Genomic DNA, 21,391 nt, shown 5'->3' with positions numbered 1-21,391 from the left:
GATGGTATGACACAGCCGCCGCACTCGCTCGATTCGCAGGACACCGACGAGTTTCCGGATGACCCGGAAAGCGGGGCGGTGGCTGCTGCGGGCGACGGCGAGCCGCTGGCGGTTGCCACCGTTGTCGATACGGTCGACGAGCTGCGCAAGGTCTTGCAGGCCGAGCTCGCGACCGACACCACCCAGCACTACCTGAACCAGATCGGCACCCGCGCGCTGCTCACGCACGCCGAGGAAGTCCATTTTTCCACGCTGGCCAAGGCCGGCGATTTTGGCGCGCGCCAGACAATGATCGAGCACAATCTGCGCTTGGTCGTCTCGATCGCCAAGCATTACATCAACCGCGGCGTGGTGCTGCTCGACCTGATCGAGGAAGGCAATATCGGCCTGATGCGCGCGATCGACAAGTTCGAGCCCGAGCGCGGCTTTCGCTTTTCGACCTACGCGACCTGGTGGATCCGCCAGAGCATCGAGCGCGCGATCATGAACCAGGCGCGCACGGTGCGTTTGCCGGTGCACATGGTGCGCGAACTCAATGGCGTGCTGCGCGCCAAATACCATCTCGAAGCGCAAACCCGTGACGGCAAGGAAGCCTCGAGCGAGGATATCGCCAGCCTGGTCGGCCGCCCGGTCGAAGAGGTGCAGGACATCCTGATGCTGTCCGAACATCCCACCTCGCTCGATGCGCCGCTCGACAACGATCCGCAATCGAGCCTGATGGACGTGCTGCCCGACGACGGCGAGAGCAGCCCCGATGCCCATGCCGAGCAGCAGGAAGCCGCGCTGCTGGTGCGCGACTGGCTGGCGCGCCTGCCGGACAAGCAGCGCCTGGTCGTCACGCGCCGCTTCGGCCTGGACAACGACGAGCCGGCCACGCTCGAGACGCTGGCCGACGAGCTAGGCGTCACGCGCGAGCGGGTGCGCCAGATCCAGCAGGAAGCGCTGGTGAAACTCAAGCGGGCGATGGCCGCCCGTGGCGTCGTGCGTGACGCTTTGCTGTAGGGTGGACGGGGCACCGTCCACGCGGTGATGGTTGGCAGCCAGATCATCCGGCACGTAAGCGGCGCCGATAACGCTCACCGCGTGGGCGGCAAAGCCGCCCACCCTACGCCGTCCACGCGGTGATGGTTGGCAGCCAGATCATCCGGTTACGATAGCGCCTCATCCGTTTCCTTGCTATCATGCGCGCGCCTGTGCGGCCGCGCCGCCAGCGCATTCTCCCCTCGACGCTCACTCCTTTCTGATCGCCCATGCACGACATTTTCATCGACATCAAATCCCTTGACATGGACGGGCGCGGCGTTGGCCACCTCGAGAACGCCGACGGCTCGCCCGGTAAAGTGGTCTTCGTCGAAGGCGCACTGCCGGGCGAGCGCGTCAGCTACGAGACGCTCAAGAAAAAGAAGAACTGGGAAGCGGGCCGCATGGTCACGCTGCAGCGCGCGTCGTCGATGCGGGTCGAGCCCAAATGCATCCACTTCGGTTACTGCGGCGGCTGCTCGATGCAGCACCTGGAGCCGGGCGCGCAGGTCGCGATGAAGCAGCGCGTGCTCGAAGATAACCTCAAGCACATCGCCAAGGTAAAGGCCGAGACCATCCTGCGGCCAATGTACGGCCCGACCTGGGATTACCGCTACCGCGCGCGTCTGTCGGTGCGTAACGTGCCGAAGAAAAACACGGTGATGGTGGGCTTTCACGAGAAAGCCTCGGCGCTGGTGGCCGACATCGTCACCTGCGAAATCCTGCCCGACCACGTCGCGCGCCTGATCGTGCCGCTGCGCGAACTGATCGCGGCACTGTCGGTGATCGACCATGTGCCCCAGATCGAGCTGGCGATCGGCGAAGGATCGACCGTGCTGGTACTGCGCATCATGGCGCCACTGAGCCGCAAGGACGAAACGCTGCTCAAGGCATTTGCCGACACATGGAAGATTCACTGGTGGCTGCAGCCGAAGGGGCCTGACTCGGCGCATCCGTACTATCCGCTGGGCACCGACCTGTATTACACGCTGCCCGAGTTCGGCATCCGCATGCCGTTCAAGCCTACCGACTTTACCCAGGTCAACCACCAGATCAACCGCGTGCTGGTCTCGAAGGCGCTGCGCCTGCTGGACGTGCAGCCGACCGACCGCGTGGCCGACCTGTTCTGCGGCCTGGGCAACTTCACGCTGCCGCTGGCAACCCAGGCGCGCGAAGTCGTCGGCATCGAGGGCAGCACGGCGCTGACCGAACGCGCGCTGGACAATGCCCGCGCCAATGGCCTGGCCGCCAAAACGGCATTCTCGACCCGCAACCTGTTCGACGTGACGAAAGAAGACCTGGTGACGCTGGGCCGGTTCGACCGCATGCTGATCGATCCGCCGCGCGATGGCGCCATGGCGCTGGCGCAAGCACTGGCCGAGCTGCGCACCACCCACGAGCACCTGATGCCGCAGCGGATCGTGTACGTCTCGTGCAGCCCGTCGACACTGGCACGCGACGCCGGCATCCTCGTGCACGAAGCCGGCTACGTGATGACGAAGGCAGGCGTCGTCAACATGTTCCCGCACACCTCCCACGTGGAATCGATCGGTGTGTTCGAGCTGGGTGAGAAGCCAGCTCCAGCAGAGGAGTGGACTTGAAAAGCCGGGGTCAGGTCTGACATTCGGACACGACCTCGACAGTCGGGCAGCGGAAATTGGCTGGGATCGGGTCATGCTAACGATGGGCTAGACACCGTTGGAAGTGGTTAAAGCTGAGGTCGTGTCCGAATGTCAGACCTGACCCCCGCTGTGGGTACGGAAGTGAATGAACGAAAAAAAACCGGCCAGTGGCCGGTTTTTTTATCGGGGCAGGGGACGATCAGTCGTCGCCGCCCACGATGCCCAGCAGGCGCAGCAGGCTGGAGAAGATGTTGAAGACGTTCAGGTAGATCGACAGCGTGGCGGTGACGTAGTTGGTTTCGCCGCCGTTGACGATGCGCTGGACGTCATACAGGATGAAGGCCGAGAAGATACCGATCGCCAGGATCGAGATCACGATCGACAGCACCGACATCTGCAGGAAGATGTTGGCGACGACGGCCAGCAGCAACACGACGACGCCGGCCATCAGCCAGCTGCCCATGCCCGAGAAATCGCGCTTGGTCGTGGTGGCGATGCTGGCCATCACGGCGAACACGATCGCGGTGCCGCCGAAGGCGGTCATGATCAGGCTGCCGCCGTTCGAATAGTTCAGCGTGTGCGTCAGCAGCGGGGCCAGCATCAGGCCCATGAAGAACGTAAAGCCCAGCAGCAGGGCAACGCCCAGGCCGGAGTCCTTGTTCTTTTCAATCGCCCACATGAAGCCGAATGCGACGGCCATGAAGATCACGAAGCCGAGGATACCGCTGAACAGCGCGACACCCATGGACACGCCAAGGAAGGCGCCTGCCACGGTCGGGATCATCGATAGCGCCAGCAACCAGTAAGTATTGCGTAGCACTTTGTTACGCGAGGCCTGGCCACCTTTGGTCAGGTCGATGGTACTTTGGGTACTAGGATACATAGTGCCTCCGGAGGAATGAATAACTGCAGGTACTGTACAGCAACTACCTATCATCCTATAACACGTGGCTTAAACGAGCATGAAGGTTGACGGAGAAACTGGACGTAGATTTGCCGCCACTGTACCACCTTGCCGACCGCCACCGCAATATGAGCTTTTCGGGTCGGATATGGTAAAATTGAAGGTTAATTGAGTCCCAAAGTTTGTTTACATCGCTCAGTTCTAAACCTTTCATTTTATTGGAGTTTTCTCATGGCAATCGAACGCACCCTGTCCATCATCAAGCCTGACGCAGTCGCAAAAAACGTGATCGGCAAAATCTACAGCCGTTTCGAAGAAGCTGGCCTGAAGATCGTCGCTGCACGCATGGTGCAACTGTCGCGCGCTGAAGCCGAAGGCTTCTACGCTGTGCACGCTGCACGTCCATTCTTCAAGGACCTGGTCGACTTCATGATCTCGGGCCCAGTCATGGTCACCGCCCTCGAAGGCGAAGGCGCGATCCTGAAAAACCGCGACCTGATGGGTGCAACCGATCCAAAGAAAGCTGACGCCGGCACCATCCGCGCTGACTTCGCCGATTCGATCGATGCCAACGCTGTTCACGGTTCGGACGCTGCCGAAACCGCTGCTGTGGAAATCGCTTACTACTTCCCGGCACTGAACGTCTACTCGCGTTAATTAGTAAGGGGGAGCGCAGTCCGGGCGCGCCCCGGAGCATTCTCCCCGGACTAATGCAATGAGTAACCCGCTCGCCTGCGGCCAAGGGCTGACGCGAGCGGGTGCTGAAACTGAGGAATTTTTGCCATGACGACGCTCACCAACCTGCTGGACCTCGATCCCGCGCAACTCGTCGCTTATTGCGCCGACTTGGGTGAGAAGCCGTTCCGCGCCAAGCAATTGCAACGCTGGATCCACCAGTTTGGCGCCGCGGACTTCGACAGCATGACCGACCTGGCCAAGTCGCTGCGTGAAAAGCTGCGTACGCGCGCCGAAGTGCGCGCGCCAGCCATCGTCAGCGACAACACGTCCACCGACGGCACGCGCAAGTGGCTGGTCGATGTCGGCAATGGCAATGCGGTCGAAACCGTGTTCATCCCGGAAGAAAACCGCGGCACGCTGTGCATCTCCACGCAAGCCGGCTGCGCCGTCAACTGCCGCTTCTGCTCGACGGGCAAGCAGGGCTTCAACCGCAACCTGACAGTGGCCGAAATCATCGGCCAGCTGTGGATGGCCGAGTTCGAGCTGCGCCGCACCAAAGGCATCGAGCCAGGCCCGAAAGGCGAACGCCAGATCACCAATGTGGTGATGATGGGCATGGGCGAGCCGCTGCTGAACTACGAACCCACTGTTACCGCGCTCAAACTGATGCTCGACGATAACGCCTACGGCCTGTCGCGCCGCCGCGTGACCTTGTCGACCTCGGGCGTGGTGCCCAACATCGACAAGCTGTCGCAGGATGTGCCGGTGGCCATGGCAGTGTCGCTGCACGCGTCGAACGATGCGCTGCGCGATATCCTGGTGCCGCTGAACAAGAAATACCCGCTGCGCGAACTGATGGCTGCCTGCAAGCGCTATCTCGAGTTTGCGCCGCGCGACTTCATCACCTTCGAATACTGCATGCTCGACGGCTTCAACGACAGCGACGAGCACGCACGCGAACTGATCGCGCTGGTCAACGACCCCGTGGTCGGCGTGAACTGCAAGTTCAACCTGATTCCGTTCAATCCGTTCCCCGAGTCGGGCCTGTTCCGCTCCAAGAATCCCCGCATCAAGGCGTTTGCCCAGGTGCTGATGGATGCTGGCATCGTCACCACCGTGCGCAAGACGCGCGGCGACGATATCGACGCCGCCTGCGGCCAGCTGGCCGGTGAGGTCAAGGACCGCACCCGGGTGGCCGAGCGCATGGAGAAAATGGCCGAGTACCAGAAAAAGTTCGGCGCCGACTTCGGGCGCATCGTGGAGATCCCGACCTGATGAAGCTTGCCGCCGCCGCGCTTGCACTCGCCTCGACCCTGACCCTGCTGGCCGGATGCGCCAGCAACGCGGGCAGCGGGTCGGGTACTACCGGCGAGCTCAAGACGGCGTCGGATCAGACGGCGGGCGAGAAGCGTGCGTCGATCCGCATTCAGCTGGCGGTCGGTTATTATCAGCAGGGCAAGTACGAGATCGCGCTCGACGAAATCAAGAAGGCGCTGGCGGCCGATGCGGCCTATGCCGATGCGTACGGCTTGCGCGCGCTGGTCTATACGTCGATGGGCCAGTATCCGCTGGCTGAAGAGAATTACCAGCAGGCGCTGCGCCTGCGCCCGAACGATCCGGAGTTTTCAAACAACTTCGGTTCGTTTTTGTGCCAGTCGGTCAACCGCCCGGCCGAGGCAATGCGTTATTTCGATGCGGCACTGAAGAACCCCACTTACCAGACGCCGCTCAGCGCGCTGGTGAATGCGGGCGTGTGCAGCATCAAGAACCGGAACAACGATGCGGCCGAGCGCTATCTGCTCGAAGCCTTGCGTCTGAACCCCGGTCTGCCGACGGTCAATACCGGATTGGCGCGGGTGTACTACGAGCGGCGCGACCTTGAGCGCGCCGGTTTTTTCATCAACCGTCTGCTCGAGACAGCCAAGCTCGAGACGCTGTCGGCCGATGCGCTGTGGCTTGCCATGCGCATCGGCCGCAAGGCGGGTGACCGGACCCATGAAGCGTCGCTGGCAGCCCAGCTGCGGCGCCGCTTCCCCGGTTCGCCCGAGTACGCAGCGTACGAGCGCGGGGCGTTTGGTGAGTAAAGAAGAACAAGGACAAGGACAAGGACAATGAACGAGCAAGCAGACCAGCCAGCCGCACCGGGCAACGCGTCCGGCATCCCTGGCAAGACCCTGCAATCCCAGCGCGAAACCATGGGCTGGAGCGTCGAGCAGGTTGCCGACCAGCTCAAGCTGGCGCCGCGCCAGGTGCTGGCGCTGGAAGCGGGCGATTACGCGTCGCTGCCCAGCCCAGCCGTCACGCGCGGTTTCGTGCGCGCTTACGCGAAGCTGCTGCGCATCGACGCGGCGCCACTGGTGTCGATGATCGAACTGAACATGCCGCCGGAAGCCCGCGCGGGCGCCCAGTCGGCGATGGCTGCTGCGCGCCGTGAACAAAAACCGGCTGCGTTCTCGGAAACCCGCTTCCCGATCAATGGCAAGCGCCGCAGCCTGCCGCTGGGCTGGATCGCCGCCGTGGTCGTCGTGGCCGGCGCCGCCGTTGCGGCCTGGCAGTTCAACCTGATTCCAAGTCTGAACCGCGATGTCGAATCGGGCGATACGATGGTGCTCGAGAATCCGGCTGCCGGTGTCGTGGCACCGGGTACTGCTGCGCCGGTCCAGCAAGGCCTGATCAATCCGTCGGTGCCGCTCATCTCGGTGCCGTCGCCATCGAGCCAGGGCACGGCCCCGGCGGGTGCACCGACGACGGCGCCAACGACGCCGACCGCACCGGCTGCGGCGCCTGCCGCGGCGCCGGTCACTGCGCCGGCAACCGCCACGCCGGCGCCAGTTGCTGCTGCACCGGCCGCCGCAGCACCGGCTGCCGCAGGCGCGAACACGCTGGTGCTGAACGTGCGCGCCGATTCGTGGATCGAAGTGCGCCCGAGCGGCGGCGGTCGTCCGCTGATCTCGCGCCTCGTCAAGGCCGGCAGCACCGAGTCGGTCGAAGTCGCCGGTCCTGTCAACCTGACCGTCGGCGTGCCGGGCGCCGTGACCGCGACACTGCGCGGCGCCGATGTCCCGCTGCCACAGCAGCCGGGCAAGACCATTGCACGCGTGGCCCTGAAATAAGCTGATCACTCGCTGGAACCAACATGAATTCCTTGAACGAAACCCCTGTCCCCGAATTCGCATCGGCCGCCGCCATTCCGTCGGGTCCGATGGCCCGCCGCGCCAGCCGCAAGGTCCTGGTCGCGCACGGCGCGCGCCAGGTGTGGGTCGGTGGCGATGCGCCGGTCGTCGTGCAGTCGATGACCAATACCGATACCGCCGACGCGATCGGCACAGCGATCCAGATCAAGGAGCTGGCGCGTGCCGGTTCCGAGATTGTGCGCATCACCGTGAACACGCCGGAAGCCGCGGCTGCCGTGCCGGCGATCCGCGCCCAGCTCGACCGCATGGAAGTCGATGTGCCGCTGGTTGGCGACTTCCACTACAACGGCCACCTGCTGCTGCGCGACTATCCCGAGTGCGCGCAGGCGCTGTCGAAATACCGCATCAATCCGGGCAATGTGGGGCAGGGCGCCAAGCGCGACACCCAGTTCGCCCAGATGATCGAGATCGCCGCCAAGTACGACAAGCCGGTGCGCATCGGCGTGAACTGGGGCAGCCTGGACCAGTCGCTGCTGGCGCGCATCATGGACGAGAACGCCTTGCGCACCAATCCATGGTCGGCCCAGGCCGTCATGTATGAAGCCTTGATCACGTCGGCCATCGAAAACGCGATCCGCGCTGAAGAAGTGGGCCTGGCGCGCGACAAGATCATCCTGTCGTGCAAGGTCTCGGGCGTACAGGACCTGATCGCCGTGTACCGCGAACTGGCCCGCCGCTGCGATTATCCGCTGCACCTGGGCCTGACCGAAGCGGGCATGGGCAGCAAGGGCATCGTCGCCTCGACCGCCGCGCTGTCGGTGCTGCTGCAAGAAGGCATCGGCGACACGATCCGCATTTCGCTGACACCTGAGCCGGGCGGCGATCGCACCCGTGAAGTCATCGTCGGCCAGGAAATCCTGCAGACGATGGGTCTGCGCAAGTTCACGCCGATGGTCATCGCGTGCCCGGGTTGCGGCCGCACGACGTCGACCGTGTTCCAGGAGCTGGCTGACAATATCCAGACCTTCCTGCGCGACCAGATGCCGGAATGGAAAAAAACCTATCCGGGCGTGGAAGGCATGAACGTGGCCGTGATGGGTTGTATCGTCAACGGTCCCGGCGAATCGAAGCACGCGAATATCGGCATCAGCTTGCCGGGCACGGGCGAATCGACGGCGGCGCCGGTGTTTGTCGATGGCCAGAAGTTTGCCACGCTGCGCGGCGAACGAATTGTCGAAGAATTCCAGACGATTGTGCTGGACTATGTGAAGAAAAACTACGGCCGCGAGTCGGTGATGTAGGGTGGACGGCGTAGCCGTCCACCCTACGCGATGAATTGGTTCCAGCAGTATCGGCACCGTTTGAACGCGCAAACAATTGGTTCAGGCAGTACAAGCACCGTTTGAACACGAAAAAGAGTTAACAGAAAATGTCCAAACCAGAAAAAATCGTCGCCATCAAAGGCATGAACGATATCCTGCCCAGCGATGCACCGCTGTGGGAATTGTTCGAGAACACCACCGAAACGATCCTGAAAAGCTACGGCTACCAGAAGATTGTCACGCCGATCGTCGAGCAGACGAGCCTGTTCTCGCGCGCCATCGGCGCCGTGACCGACATCGTCGAAAAAGAAATGTATTCGTTCGAAGATTCGATGAACGGCGACCAGCTGACGCTGCGCCCGGAAGGCACCGCCAGCGTTGTGCGCGCCGTGCTCGAACACAATCTGGTCTACGACGGCCCGCGCCGCCTGTGGTACAAGGGCCCGATGTTCCGCCACGAGCGTCCGCAGCGCGGCCGCTATCGCCAGTTCTTCCAGTTCGGCGCTGAGGCCATCGGTTTTTCGGGCCCGGACATCGATGCCGAGCTGATCATGATGTGCCGTCGCCTGTGGGATGACCTGGGCATCGAGAACGTACGCCTCGAACTGAATTCGATCGGCAATGCCGAAGAGCGCCAGCGTCACCGCGCCGACCTGATCGCCTACCTCGAGCAGCACGAAAGCATCCTGGACGCCGAGGCCAAGCGCCGCCTGCACAGCAATCCGCTGCGTATCCTCGACACCAAGAACCCGGCCATGCAGGAAATGGTCAACGCGGCCCCGCGCCTGCTTGATTATCTGGGCGAAGAATCGCTGGCGCACTTCAACGGCGTCAAGTTCCTGCTGGACCAGAACGCAGTGCAGTACACCGTGAACCCACGCCTCGTGCGCGGCCTGGACTATTACAACCGCACCGTGTTCGAGTGGGTCACCGATGCACTCGGCTCGCAAGGCACGATCTGCGCTGGCGGGCGCTACGATCCGCTGGTGGAAACCTTTGGCGGCAAGGCCACGCCGGCCGTCGGTTTCGCGATGGGCATGGAGCGTATCATCGAGCTGATGAAGGCGATGGGCGAGCCGGCCGAGCCGAACCAATGCGACGTCTATATGGTCCATCAGGGCGAGAAGGCGCAGCTGCAAGCCTTCATCCTGGCCGAGCGCATTCGGGATGCCGGACTGGATGTTGTGTTACATTGCGCAACGCCAGCGGGTGCCGGCAGCTTCAAGAGCCAGATGAAGAAGGCCGACGGGTCCGGCGCGGCGTTTGCCGTGATCATTGGCGACGACGAAGTTGCCAACGAAACCGCGGCCGTGAAGACGATGCGCGGCGAGATCGGCGAGCAGCAGCAGAGCACCGTGCCATTCCTGGAAGTGGTCGATTACCTGGTCGACCAGATCACTGGCGCGCACGTGCATGACGAACACTGCGGTCACGATCACGATCACATCCATAAGCATTAACACCCGTCGTATTACGCATTCCATCCACTCACTACAAGAACACGCACATGGCATACGATCACCAAGAGCAGGAACAACTTGATTCCTTCAAGGCGTTCTGGTCGAAATACGGCAACATCATCGTCTGGGTCCTGATCCTGGCGCTCGGTTCATTCGCCGGCTGGAATTTCTGGAAGACCCACCAGGCCAACAAGTCGATCGAAGCTTCCGCGCTGTACGACGAACTGCAGACGTCGCTGCTGGCCAATGACAATGCCAAGGTGCAGCGTATCGCCGGCGACATCCGCGCCAAGTACGAAAGCTCGCCGTACACGCAGATGGCAGCCCTGGCCGCAGCCAAGACGGCGTTCGAAGCGAACGACCTGAAAACCGCGAAGGCCCAGCTGCAATGGGCGGCCGACAACGGCAACGATGAATACAAGTCGATCGCCAAGCTGCGCCTGGCTGGTGTGCTGCTCGATGAAAAAGCCTTCGACGAGGCCCTGAAAGTGTTGAATGGCACGTTCCTGCCGCAGTTCACTGCTGAAGTGAACGACCGCAAGGGCGATGTGCTGGTCGGCCAGAACAAGCTGAACGAAGCGCGTGCTGCCTACGTCGCGGCACTGGCCGCGATGGATGCCGCCAGCCCGGCACGTCAACTGGTGCAGGTCAAGCTCGAAGCCATCGGCGGCACGGCGCCGGCAGACAAGACCGGCCAAGCGCCAGCCGCAGACCAGAAAGCGGCTGCGTAAATTTTTCGCATGAGATGGCCCGCGTCCGCCTTCGAGCGGCCGCGGGCTTTGCGTCCTTTATAGTCCAGGAACAAGGTAGAACATAATGCGTATTAGCAGCAAGCTTGTTGGCGTCGGCGTACTGGCCCTGATGACGGGTTGCTCAACCCTCAATTCGCTCAATCCATTTGCATCCGACAAGAAGGGCGATCAACCCGCCAAGCTCGTCGAACTCAAGGGCAGCATGGCCGTGCGCACCGCATGGAAACTCGACATCGGCAAGGCCAAGGGCTACCAGTTCTCGCCTGCGCTGACCGGCAACACGCTCGTCGTGGCCGCGGCCGATGGCGCCATTGCGCGCGTCGACGCCGCCACTGGCAAGCAGCTGTGGCGCGTCAAGGCCGACAGCGACCTGTCGGCGGGCGTGGGCACGGATGGCAACCTGATCGTCGTCGGTGGCGAGAAGGGCATCCTGATGGGCTACAACATGGACGGCAAGCTGCTCTGGAAAACGCAGCTGTCGAGCGAAATCCTGTCGGCGCCGGTCGTGTCGCAAGGCATCGTCGTCGCCCGTTCGATCGACAACCGCATCGTCGGTGTCGATGCGACCGATGGCAGCAAGAAATGGACCGTGCAGAAGGTCGCGCCGCCGCTGACGCTGCGTAACGCGCCGGGCATGATCGTTGCCGGCACCGACGTGATCGTCGCGCAGCCGAGCGGCAAGCTGTCCGCACTGATCATCGCTACCGGCGCACCGCGCTGGGACGTCGAGGTCGGCATCTCGCGCGGCGCGACCGAACTGGAGCGCGTCACCGATATCGGCGGCGCCCCGGTGCTGTTCGAGAACGAGGTGTGCGCCGCTTCCTACCAAGGGCGCGTAGGCTGCTTTGACGTGGTGACCGGTTCGGCGCGCTGGACGCGCGACCTGTCCTCCAGCGTCGGCGTGGCCGTCGACCAATTGTTCGTGTTCGCACCGGACGACAAGGGAGCACTCAATGCATTCACCCGCGACACGGGCGCCAGCAGCTGGAAGAACGACAAACTGTCATTCCGCCGCCTGTCGACCCCGCTGTCGTATGGCCGCGCCGTCGCGGTCGGCGACTACGAAGGCTACGTGCACTTCCTGTCGCGCGAAGATGGCTCTTTCCTGGCGCGCGCCGCAACCGACGGGAGCCCGATCGTGGGCACGCCGCTGGTGGCCGGCGCAAACCTGATTTTTCAAACACAAAACGGAACTGTGACCGCCATCGCGGTCGAATAAGAAAACATGAAGCCGGTAATCGCACTCGTAGGTCGACCCAACGTCGGGAAATCGACCTTATTTAACCGCATGACCCGTTCGCGCGACGCGTTGGTGGCCGACATGCCAGGCCTGACGCGCGACCGCCACTACGGCGAAGGCCGCATTGGCGAACGACCATTCCTGGTCATTGACACGGGCGGTTTCGAGCCGGTCGCCAAAGAAGGCATCATGCACGAAATGGCGCTGCAAACGCGCCAGGCCGTCGCCGAAGCCGACGTGGTCGTGTTCATCGTCGACGGCCGTCAGGGCCTGACCCCGCACGACAAGACCATCACCGATTTCCTGCGCAAGAGCGGCCGCAAGGTCATGCTCGTCGTGAACAAGTCCGAAGGCATGAAGTACACGGCCGTTACAGCCGACTTCTATGAGCTCGGCATGGGCGATCCGTACGTCATTTCGGCTGCCCACGGCGACGGCGTGACCGACCTCGTGGTCGAGGCGCTCGACGCTGCGTTCGCCGCGCGGCCGGACGAGCCGGCCGAACTCGAGCACGTCGACCATGGCATCAAGATCGCCATCGTCGGCCGCCCGAACGTGGGCAAGTCGACCCTGATCAATACGCTGGTCGGCGAGCAGCGCGTGATCGCGTTCGACATGCCGGGCACCACGCGCGACTCGATCGAAGTACCGTTCGAACGCGACGGCAAGAAGTTCACGCTGATCGACACCGCGGGTATCCGCCGTCGCGGCAAGATCTTCGAGGCCATCGAGAAGTTCTCGGTCGTCAAGACGATGCAGTCGATCGCCGACGCCAACGTCGTCGTGCTGCTGCTCGACGCCCAGCAAGACATCTCGGAACAAGACGCGCACATCGCCGGCTTCATCCTGGAGTCTGGCAGGGCGCTGGTCGTCGCCGTCAACAAATGGGATGGCCTCAAGACAGACGAGCGCGACGAAGTCAAAATCGATCTCGACCGCAAGCTCGATTTCCTCAGCTTTGCCAACACGCACTTCGTCTCGGCACTGCGCGGCACCGGCATCACGCAACTGATGAAATCGGTCGAGGCGGCCTATGCTGCGGCCACTGCCAACCTGTCGACGCCGCGCCTGACGCGCGCGCTGCAAGAGGCGGTAGAGAAGCAGGAGCCGAAACGCAAGGGCTCGGGCCGTCCCAAGATGCGCTACGCCCACCAGGGTGGCCAGAACCCGCCGATCATCGTCATCCACGGCAATGCGCTGGACGGGATCAGCGAGCCCTACAAGCGCTATCTTGAGAAGCATTTCCGCGAGACGTTCAGCCTGGTCGGCACACCGCTGCGGATCGAGCTGCGCAGTGGCAAGAACCCGTTCGCGAAGCCGTAGCAGTACGACAAAAAGTGGCGAAACAGGTTACAGTAGTTCAGGGCCGCATTCGCTTTGGCAGAATATGGCCTCACCCATGTGGCATGACTACTTGAAAATCGGCAAATCGCCTCAAACTTTTAACTACAACAACATCACGGAGCTGTTATGAGCAACAAAGGGCAACTGTTACAAGACCCATTCCTCAACGCCTTGCGCAAGGAACACGTCCCTGTCTCGATCTACCTGGTCAACGGTATCAAGCTGCAGGGTCATATCGAATCCTTCGACCAATACGTCGTTTTGCTTCGCAACACCGTGACCCAGATGGTCTATAAACACGCCATCTCCACCGTCGTGCCGGCCCGCGCCGTCAACCTCAATCTTGACTCCAGCGAAGCCGAGTAACGCCGATGGCTGACGCCCCCGGCACGCCGCTCATGCGCGCAGCCCTGGTCGGCATCGACTTCGGGACTGGCGACTTCAACGCCAGTCTCGAAGAGTTGTCCCTGCTTGCGAAGTCCGCTGGCGCCGAACCGATCACCACGATCACGGCCAAGCGCTCGAGCCCCGATCCCGCACTCTTCATCGGCAGCGGCAAGGCCGATGAAATCGCCCTCGACGCCAAGGCACTCGGCGTCGACATCGTCATCTTCAATCACGCACTCTCGCCTGCCCAGCAGCGTAATCTCGAGCGTCGTCTCGAGCTGCGTGTCGTCGACCGTACCAGCCTGATCCTCGATATCTTTGCGCAGCGCGCCAAGAGCCACGAGGGCAAGCTGCAGGTCGAGCTGGCCCAGTTGCAGCACCTGGCCACGCGCCTGATCCGCGGCTGGACTCACCTTGAACGGCAAAAGGGCGGTATTGGCCTGCGCGGTCCGGGTGAAACCCAGCTCGAAACCGACCGCCGGCTGATCGGCGAACGCGTCAAGGCGCTGCGCGCACGGCTGGCCAAGCTGCGCAAGCAGCACGAAACCCAGCGCCGCCAGCGCGGCCGCAACAACACGTTCTCCGTCTCTCTGGTCGGCTACACCAATGCCGGCAAGTCGACGCTGTTCAACTCGCTGACCAAGGCCGGCGTGTATGTGGCGAACCAGCTGTTCGCCACGCTGGACACGACCAGCCGCCGCATGTACCTGGGCGACGACGTCGGCAGTGTCGTGATTTCCGACACCGTCGGCTTCGTGCGCGACCTGCCGCACCAGCTGGTGGCGGCGTTCCGCGCCACGCTCGAAGAAACGATCCATGCCGACCTGTTGCTGCACGTGGTCGACAGCGCGTCACCCACGCGCATGGAGCAGGTGGAGCAGGTCAACGAGGTATTGCGCGAGATCGGCGCCGATCATGTTCCCCAAATCCTGGTCTGGAACAAGATCGATGCTGCGGGCCTGGAGCCCGGGGTCGAGCGTGATGAGTATGATAAGATCAACCGGGTGTTCATCAGTGCCCATAGCGGCGCCGGCCTGGATCTGCTGCGTTCGGCGATCGCCGAAACCGCCAAGTCCGGACCTGGTCAAAGCTATCGAGCCACCCCGGAAAACGAAGAACAGGACGACGCTTTCGAGCTCGCCGAGGTCGATGCGTCGGTGGACGCGCTGCCTGACGCGCTACCCGAAGGTCCTGCCGACCATCTGCCAACTTCCACCCTTGTCGGGCCACGCTAAGCCTATGTTTGTTTCCATACTAAAAAGATTCGGCGTCAAACTGTCGCTGAACGACCCACGCTGGGGCCGCAACCCAGAAGATGACCGCAAGGCCCAGGACGGTCGCCGTCCGGGCGACGGTCCGCCCGACCTCGACCAGATGTGGCGCGATTTCAATGCGCGCCTCAACAAGATGTTCGGCAACCGTGGCAACAACGATGGCGGCGGCGACAGCGGCGGCCCGAACCGCGAAATGCGCGGCGCCGGCATTGGTGCAGGCGTCATAGCCATCATCGTTGGCTTCATCTGGCTGGCCTCGGGCGCATTCATCGTGCAAGAGGGCAAGACGGCCGTCGTCACGACGTTCGGCCAGTTGAGTCACACGACGACGCCTGGTTTCAACTGGCGTTGGCCGTACCCGATCCAGGCCCACGAAATCGTCGATGTCTCGACGATCCGTACAGCCGAGATTGGCTACCGTGGCACGGCGAGCAACAAGCAGCCGCAGGAATCGCTGATGCTCACCGATGACGAAAACATCGTCGACATCCAGTTCGCGGTCCAGTACACGCTGAAGGATCCGGTAGCATGGGTATTCAACAACCGTGACCAGGACGACACCGTGCGCCAGGCGGCCGAGACGGCCATCCGTGAAGTGGTCGGCCGCAGCAAGATGGACTTCGTCCTGTACGAAGGCCGCGAGAAAGTTGCTGCCGACGTGCAGGCGCTGATCCAGACGATCACCGACCGCTACAATCTGGGCGCGCTGATCAGCAACGTGACCATGCAGGGCGTGCAACCGCCGGAGCAGGTGCAGAGCGCGTTCGACGACGCCGTGCGCGCCAGCCAGGATCGTGCCCGCGCCCGCAACGAAGGTGAAGCGTATGCCAACCAGGTGATCCCGACCGCGCGCGGCCAGGCGTTCCGCCTGCAGCAGGATGCCGAAGCGTATCGCTCGATGGTCGTCGAGAACGCGACTGGTAATGCGTCGCGCTTCGACCAGGTGGTCGCTGCCTACGCCAAGGCGCCGGGCGTGACCCGCGACCGCATGTATGTCGACACGATGCAGCAGATCTTCTCCAGCACCACCAAAGTGATGATCGACTCGCGTGCCAATAACAATATGCTGTACCTGCCGCTCGACAAGCTGATGCAGCAGGTTGCAGCCAACGATGCCCAGGTCGGCAGCAAGTCGGGGCCGGTGCAAGTGCCAGCCACTGCCCAGCCGGCCGAAGTGACCCAGGCCCTGGAAGCCGTGCGCCAGCGTGACGAGCGCAGCCGCGATTCCTCACGTGATCGGGAGACCCGTTAATGAACCGCCTCGTTACCATCTTCGTGGCCGGCTTCATCGCACTGATGCTGCTGTCGTCCACTATCTTTGTCGTCGATCAGCGCCGCTACGCAATCGTGTTTGCGCTCGGCCAGGTCAAGGACGTGATCGACAAGCCGGGTCTGCACTTCAAGCTGCCGCCACCGTTTCAGAACGTGGTCTACATGGACAAGCGCATCCTGACGCTCGACACGCCCGACGTGAACCGCTTCATCACGTCCGAGAAGAGCAATGTGCTGGTCGATTCGTTCATCAAGTGGCGCATCAGCGATCCGCGCCTGTACTACGTCAGTTTCGCGGGCGATGAAACGCGCGCGCAGAACCGGCTCTCGCAGGTCATCAAGGCAGCGCTCAGTGACGAGATCACCAAGCGCACCGTGCGGGAAGTGATTTCGGGCCAGCGCGCAGCCGTGATGGCAGCGGTGCAGGCCAAGCTCGTCGCTGAAGCCGCGGAAGTCGGCATCGGCATCGTCGACGTACGCCTCAAGCGCGTCGAGTACACCGAGCAGAACATCAACTCGGTCTACGAACGCATGCGCGCCGAGCGTGTCCGCGTCGCCAACGAATCGCGTTCGACCGGTGCTGCCGAATCCGAGCAGATCCGCGCCGATGCCGATCGCCAGCGCACCGTGATCATCGCCGAAGCGTTCCGCGACGCCGAAAAAGTCAAAGGTGACGGTGATGCCAAGGCATCGGCCATCTACGCCGAAGCCTTTGGCAAGAACCCGGAATTCGCGCGCTACTACCGTTCGCTCGAAGCGTACCGTGCGAGCTTCAAGGACCGCAGCGATGTCATCGTTGTTGATCCAAGCTCGGAGTTCTTCAAGTACTTCAAGGCGCCTGCAGGCGGCGGCAAATAACGCCGTTCCCGCCTCGCTGCGGGGGTAGTTGAACACTCTGGGGGAGCAGGGCCACTGGCCTTGCTCCCCCAGTTTCGTTTGCGGCAGGCATTGCCCGTACTGTCCGGCATCGTGGCAGATTATCAGCCTTGACCCCCGCCGGTCCCGCTTTCGCTGCCTCAATCTGGTGGTTTTCGGTTAAAATCACCGATTCGGCGTTCGCGTCGTGCGCTGGCACGCCTGTCGTACGACGCTTGCCATTGACTATCCCAAACCCATAACGTCGTTGCCCATGCCGAATTGGCTATTGCCTGAAAATATCGCCGATGTCTTGCCGTCCGAAGCGCGCAAGATCGAAGAGTTGCGCCGACTAATGCTCGACAACTTCCGGCTCTACGGTTACGAACTGGTGATGCCGCCACTGCTCGAGTATCTCGATTCGCTGCTGGCCGGCGCCGGTGCCGATACCGACCTGAAAACCTTCAAGGTCATCGATCCGCTGTCCGGCCGCCTGCTCGGCTTGCGCGCCGACATGACCACGCAGGTCGCGCGCATCGATGCGCACCTGCTCAACCGCGACTCGATCACCCGCCTGTGCTACGCCGGCAGCGTGCTGCATACCCGCCCGTCGGGCCTGCATGCCACGCGCGAGCCGATGCAGATCGGCGCCGAGATCTACGGCCACGCGGGCCTGGAAGCCGATGCCGAGATCCAGGAACTGGCGCTGGGTTCGCTGGCTCTGGCCGGCTTCACGAATGTGCGCCTTGATCTGGCCCACGTCGGCGTGCTGCGTGCACTGCTCGACGACGACCCGGCCGCCAAGCGCGACGAGAACCAGCTCTACAGCCTGCTGCGCGCCAAGGATGCGCCGGGCCTGGACGCCATCTCGCAGAATTACTACCCGCAGACCCGCAAGGCGCTGCTGGCCTTGCCGCGCCTGTACGGCAATATCGACGTGCTGGCCGAAGCCCGCGAAGCCCTGCCGGCGCTGCCGGGTGTGCAGCGCGCACTGGCCGAACTGGCGGCGCTGGCCGCCGGCGCACTGGACCGCGCCGAGATCGCGATCGACCTGGCCGACCTGCGCGGCTACCAGTACGAAAGCGGCGCCATGTTCGCGCTGTACGTGACGGGCTTGCCGAATGCGGTTGCGCGCGGCGGTCGTTACGACCATGTGGGCGAAGCATTCGGCCGTGCGCGGCCCGCAACGGGCTTTTCGCTCGACCTGCGCGAGCTGGCCCGGCTGCTGCCGATGGCCGAGCGCAAGCATTCCATTCGCGCGCCGTGGGGCAATGCCCCCGAGCTGAAGGAAAAAATCGCTGACCTGCGCAAGGCAGGCGAAGTCGTGATCCAGAGCATGCCGGGTCATGACAATGTTCAGGACGAGTTCGAGTGCGACCGCGTACTCGTCCTCGAAAGTGGAAATTGGATTCTCAAAAACTTAGGTTAAGTGATGTCAAATACTAACGTGGCAAAGAACGTCGTTGTCATCGGCACCCAGTGGGGCGATGAAGGCAAGGGCAAGATCGTCGACTGGCTCACCGACCACGCCGCTGGCGTGGTGCGTTTCCAGGGCGGCCATAACGCTGGTCACACCCTGGTGATCAAGGGCCAGAAAACCGCGCTGCAGCTGATCCCTTCGGGCATCATGCGCGAAGGCGTCGCCTGCTACATCGGCAACGGTGTCGTGGTCTCGGTGCCGGACGTCATGCGCGAAATCGACAAGCTGGCCGCGGCCGGCGTCGAAGTCGTCTCGCGCCTGATGATCTCGGAAGCCTGCCCGATCATCCTGCCGTACCACGTCGCCATCGACAAGGCACGCGAACTCAAGCGTGGCGAGAACAAGATCGGTACCACGGGCAAGGGCATCGGCCCGGCCTACGAAGACAAGGTCGCCCGCCGCGCCATCCGCATCGCCGACCTGCTCAACGCAGAGCGCTTTGCCGAGAAGCTCAAAGAGAACCTTGACTACCACAACCACGTGCTGGTGAACTACCTGGGCGCTGAAGCGATCGACTTCCAGACCACGTTCGACGACGCGATGGCTCTCGTGCCACGCCTGCGTCCAATGGTCGGCGACGTGTCGTCCGCCCTGTACGCCGCGCACAAAGCCGGCGGCAAGCTGCTGTTCGAAGGCGCGCAGGGCTCGCTGCTGGACGTCGACCACGGCACCTATCCGTTCGTCACATCGTCGAACTGCGTGGCCGGCAATGCCGCGGCGGGCGCCGGCGTCGGTCCGAACATGCTGCACTACATCCTGGGCATCACCAAGGCCTACACCACCCGCGTCGGTTCGGGCCCGTTCCCGGCCGAACTGCCAACCGACGCTGGCGTCGGCGAGCACCTGTCGCGCGTGGGCCACGAGTTCGGCACCGTCACGGGTCGCGCCCGTCGCTGCGGCTGGTTCGACGCTGCGCTGCTGCGCCGCTCGGTCCAGATCAATGGCGTGTCGGGCATGTGCCTGACCAAGCTCGACGTGCTGGACGGCATCGAGTCGCTCAGGCTGTGCACCGGCTACAAGATCGACGGCCGCGCGGTCGACATCTTCCCGGTCGGCGCTGAAGACGCAGCGCGCTGCGAGCCCGTGTACGAAGAGATGCCAGGCTGGACCGAAAGCACCGTCGGCGCCAAGTCGATGGAAGAGCTGCCGGCCAACGCCCGTGCCTACATCCAGCGCATCGAAGAACTGGTCGGCGTGCCGATCGACATGGTCTCGACCGGTCCTGACCGCGAAGAAACGATCGTGCTGCGTCACCCGTTCGCGGCCTAACGACAAAATCTGGAGTCAAAAAAGATGAATTCCCCTGTATCGACGGAAAAAGACCTGTGGGTCTCGTGGGACGAATACCACCGCCTGATCGAGCGCCTGGCGCTGCAAGTGTATGAATCGGGCTGGAAGTTCGACCAGGTGCTGTGCCTGGCGCGCGGCGGTGTGCGTCCGGGCGACGTGTTCTCGCGCATTTTCGATGTGCCGCTGGCGATCCTGTCGACCAGCTCGTACCGCGAAGAAGCGGGCACCAAGCAAGGCGACCTGGACATCTCGAAGTACATGACGATGACCAAGGGCCCGCTGGCCGGCCGCGTACTGCTGGTCGACGATCTGGCCGACTCGGGCGTCACGTTGCGTAAAGTCAGCCAGCATCTGACCGAAAACTACCCGCAGGTCACCGAAGTGAAATCGGCGGTCATCTGGGTCAAGGGTACGTCGTCGATTCGTCCAGATTATTTCCTGGACGACCTGCCGCACAACCCATGGATTCACCAGCCGTTCGAAGAATACGACGGCCTGCGTCCGCACCAGCTGTCGGCCTGGTTGAAGAAGTTCGAGAAGTAATCGCTTGAGAAATCATCTGGTCGTTCATCGACCGGTCGAAGCGGGGACAGGCAGCAGCCTGTCCCCGCTTTTTTATGCTGCAGGCAGCTGCCGAGAAGCTGTCTATGCAACCATGCCCTCTGGTAAGATTGCGTCTGTTCCAAAGTCGGTAACCCCAACAATAACAAGCCATGACCCAAAGCTTTTTCTCCACGTTCATTCTGCTCATCCTCGTGACCGACCCGTTCGGTAACGTCCCGCTGTTCGCGGCCGCCCTGAGAGACACGCCAATCGAGCGCCGCAACCGCATCGTGATCCGCGAGTGCGCGATTGCGTTCGTGCTGCTGCTGGTGTTCATGTTCTTCGGCAAGCACTTCCTGGAAGCGTTGCACCTGAGCCCGATCGCACTGCGCATCGGCGGCGCCGTGATCCTGTTGATGATTGCGATCCGCATGATCTTCCCGCACCCCGATGGCGTGCTGGGCAAAAGCGAAGGCGGTGAGCCGTTCATCGTCCCGCTGGCGATTCCTGCGCTGGCCGGCCCATCGGCGCTGGCTACCGTGCTGCTGCTGTCAGCCACCAGCTTTACCGAAACGATGGTGCATGTGGCCGCGCTGGCGGCGGTCGGCATCGTCTGGCTGGCCGTGTTCCTCAGCGCTGAAAAGCTGCAGCAAAAGCTGGGTCCACAGGTCATGACGGCGTTCGAGCGCCTGATGGGCCTGATCCTGACGGCAATGGCGGTCGAGATGCTGCTGGGCGGTATCCGCGAGTTTGTGCAGACGCTGTAACGCTCGCGTCACGCTCGTTTTACGCTGGCGTGCGTGAGCGGCGCTGC

Annotated in this window: 20 protein-coding genes; 19 read left to right on the top strand and 1 reads right to left on the bottom strand. The window is 62.8% G+C overall.

The window, feature by feature from the left end:
* Positions 1–6 precede the first annotated feature (6 nt).
* On the top strand, positions 7–1,002 hold the full coding sequence (rpoS, locus tag AC56LV_RS10310) for an RNA polymerase sigma factor RpoS (RefSeq protein ID WP_499557393.1): 996 nt from the start codon (positions 7–9) through the stop codon (positions 1,000–1,002).
* A gap of 248 nt (positions 1,003–1,250) precedes the next feature.
* Complete coding sequence (gene rlmD / locus AC56LV_RS10305; protein ID WP_499557391.1) at positions 1,251–2,621, top strand: 23S rRNA (uracil(1939)-C(5))-methyltransferase RlmD; 1,371 nt, start codon at positions 1,251–1,253, stop codon at positions 2,619–2,621.
* Between the two features lie 220 nt (positions 2,622–2,841).
* Here rlmD and AC56LV_RS10300 read toward each other — a convergent pair whose 3' ends face one another.
* Complete coding sequence (locus tag AC56LV_RS10300) at positions 2,842–3,525, bottom strand: Bax inhibitor-1/YccA family protein (protein WP_183555426.1); 684 nt, start codon at positions 3,523–3,525, stop codon at positions 2,842–2,844.
* Between the two features lie 252 nt (positions 3,526–3,777).
* On the opposite strand from AC56LV_RS10300, the gene ndk reads away from it, so the two are divergent.
* The 17 genes from ndk (at position 3,778) to AC56LV_RS10215 (ending at position 21,344) form a co-directional block, all read left to right on the top strand.
* Positions 3,778–4,203 (top strand): nucleoside-diphosphate kinase, encoded by a 426-nt coding sequence (gene ndk / locus AC56LV_RS10295; protein WP_367610835.1) that lies wholly within the window; start codon positions 3,778–3,780, stop codon positions 4,201–4,203.
* Between the two features lie 126 nt (positions 4,204–4,329).
* Entirely contained in the window at positions 4,330–5,499 is a 1,170-nt protein-coding gene (gene rlmN / locus AC56LV_RS10290) for a dual-specificity RNA methyltransferase RlmN (RefSeq protein ID WP_499557389.1), read from the top strand.
* Entirely contained in the window at positions 5,499–6,308 is an 810-nt protein-coding gene (pilW, locus tag AC56LV_RS10285) for a type IV pilus biogenesis/stability protein PilW (protein ID WP_499557387.1), read from the top strand. Before rlmN ends, pilW begins: the two co-directional genes overlap by 1 nt.
* Before the next feature lie 27 nt (positions 6,309–6,335).
* Complete coding sequence (locus AC56LV_RS10280) at positions 6,336–7,337, top strand: RodZ domain-containing protein (RefSeq protein ID WP_499557385.1); 1,002 nt, start codon at positions 6,336–6,338, stop codon at positions 7,335–7,337.
* A 23-nt stretch (positions 7,338–7,360) separates the two neighbouring features.
* On the top strand, positions 7,361–8,659 hold the full coding sequence (gene ispG / locus AC56LV_RS10275; RefSeq protein ID WP_499557383.1) for a flavodoxin-dependent (E)-4-hydroxy-3-methylbut-2-enyl-diphosphate synthase: 1,299 nt from the start codon (positions 7,361–7,363) through the stop codon (positions 8,657–8,659).
* A gap of 128 nt (positions 8,660–8,787) precedes the next feature.
* The gene (hisS, locus tag AC56LV_RS10270; RefSeq protein ID WP_499454929.1) at positions 8,788–10,140 is read left to right on the top strand and encodes a histidine--tRNA ligase; all 1,353 of its coding nucleotides are present in this window, start codon (positions 8,788–8,790) and stop codon (positions 10,138–10,140) included.
* Between the two features lie 47 nt (positions 10,141–10,187).
* The gene (locus AC56LV_RS10265; protein ID WP_499557381.1) at positions 10,188–10,871 is read left to right on the top strand and encodes a YfgM family protein; all 684 of its coding nucleotides are present in this window, start codon (positions 10,188–10,190) and stop codon (positions 10,869–10,871) included.
* An 85-nt stretch (positions 10,872–10,956) separates the two neighbouring features.
* Positions 10,957–12,111, top strand: coding sequence for an outer membrane protein assembly factor BamB (gene bamB, locus AC56LV_RS10260; RefSeq protein ID WP_499557379.1), 1,155 nt, complete (start codon positions 10,957–10,959; stop codon positions 12,109–12,111).
* A gap of 6 nt (positions 12,112–12,117) precedes the next feature.
* The gene (der, locus tag AC56LV_RS10255; RefSeq protein WP_183555417.1) at positions 12,118–13,455 is read left to right on the top strand and encodes a ribosome biogenesis GTPase Der; all 1,338 of its coding nucleotides are present in this window, start codon (positions 12,118–12,120) and stop codon (positions 13,453–13,455) included.
* Positions 13,456–13,602: 147 nt separating this feature from the next.
* Complete coding sequence (gene hfq / locus AC56LV_RS10250) at positions 13,603–13,842, top strand: RNA chaperone Hfq (RefSeq protein ID WP_183555416.1); 240 nt, start codon at positions 13,603–13,605, stop codon at positions 13,840–13,842.
* 32 nt (positions 13,843–13,874) lie between these two features.
* Positions 13,875–15,098: a GTPase HflX gene (hflX, locus tag AC56LV_RS10245; protein WP_258835116.1), complete on the top strand. Its 1,224-nt coding sequence runs from the start codon at positions 13,875–13,877 to the stop codon at positions 15,096–15,098.
* A gap of 4 nt (positions 15,099–15,102) precedes the next feature.
* Complete coding sequence (gene hflK, locus AC56LV_RS10240; RefSeq protein ID WP_499557377.1) at positions 15,103–16,389, top strand: FtsH protease activity modulator HflK; 1,287 nt, start codon at positions 15,103–15,105, stop codon at positions 16,387–16,389.
* A complete protein-coding gene (gene hflC, locus AC56LV_RS10235) occupies positions 16,389–17,267 on the top strand; it encodes a protease modulator HflC (protein WP_499557375.1) in 879 nt (292 codons plus the stop codon). Before hflK ends, hflC begins: the two co-directional genes overlap by 1 nt.
* Before the next feature lie 271 nt (positions 17,268–17,538).
* Positions 17,539–18,693 (top strand): ATP phosphoribosyltransferase regulatory subunit, encoded by a 1,155-nt coding sequence (locus tag AC56LV_RS10230; protein ID WP_499557373.1) that lies wholly within the window; start codon positions 17,539–17,541, stop codon positions 18,691–18,693.
* 3 nt (positions 18,694–18,696) lie between these two features.
* Positions 18,697–20,013 carry an adenylosuccinate synthase gene (locus tag AC56LV_RS10225; protein WP_499557371.1) on the top strand — a complete coding sequence of 439 codons (1,317 nt, stop codon included), beginning with the start codon at positions 18,697–18,699 and terminating at the stop codon, positions 20,011–20,013.
* A gap of 24 nt (positions 20,014–20,037) precedes the next feature.
* Positions 20,038–20,577, top strand: coding sequence for a phosphoribosyltransferase (locus tag AC56LV_RS10220; protein WP_183555411.1), 540 nt, complete (start codon positions 20,038–20,040; stop codon positions 20,575–20,577).
* Between the two features lie 170 nt (positions 20,578–20,747).
* On the top strand, positions 20,748–21,344 hold the full coding sequence (locus AC56LV_RS10215; protein ID WP_499557369.1) for a MarC family protein: 597 nt from the start codon (positions 20,748–20,750) through the stop codon (positions 21,342–21,344).
* Positions 21,345–21,391 lie beyond the last annotated feature (47 nt).

This window comes from Telluria sp. RB2R28 (assembly GCF_059685835.1).
Note: the sequence above shows the minus strand (reverse complement) of the source record. Positions and strands in the feature narration are given on the sequence as shown.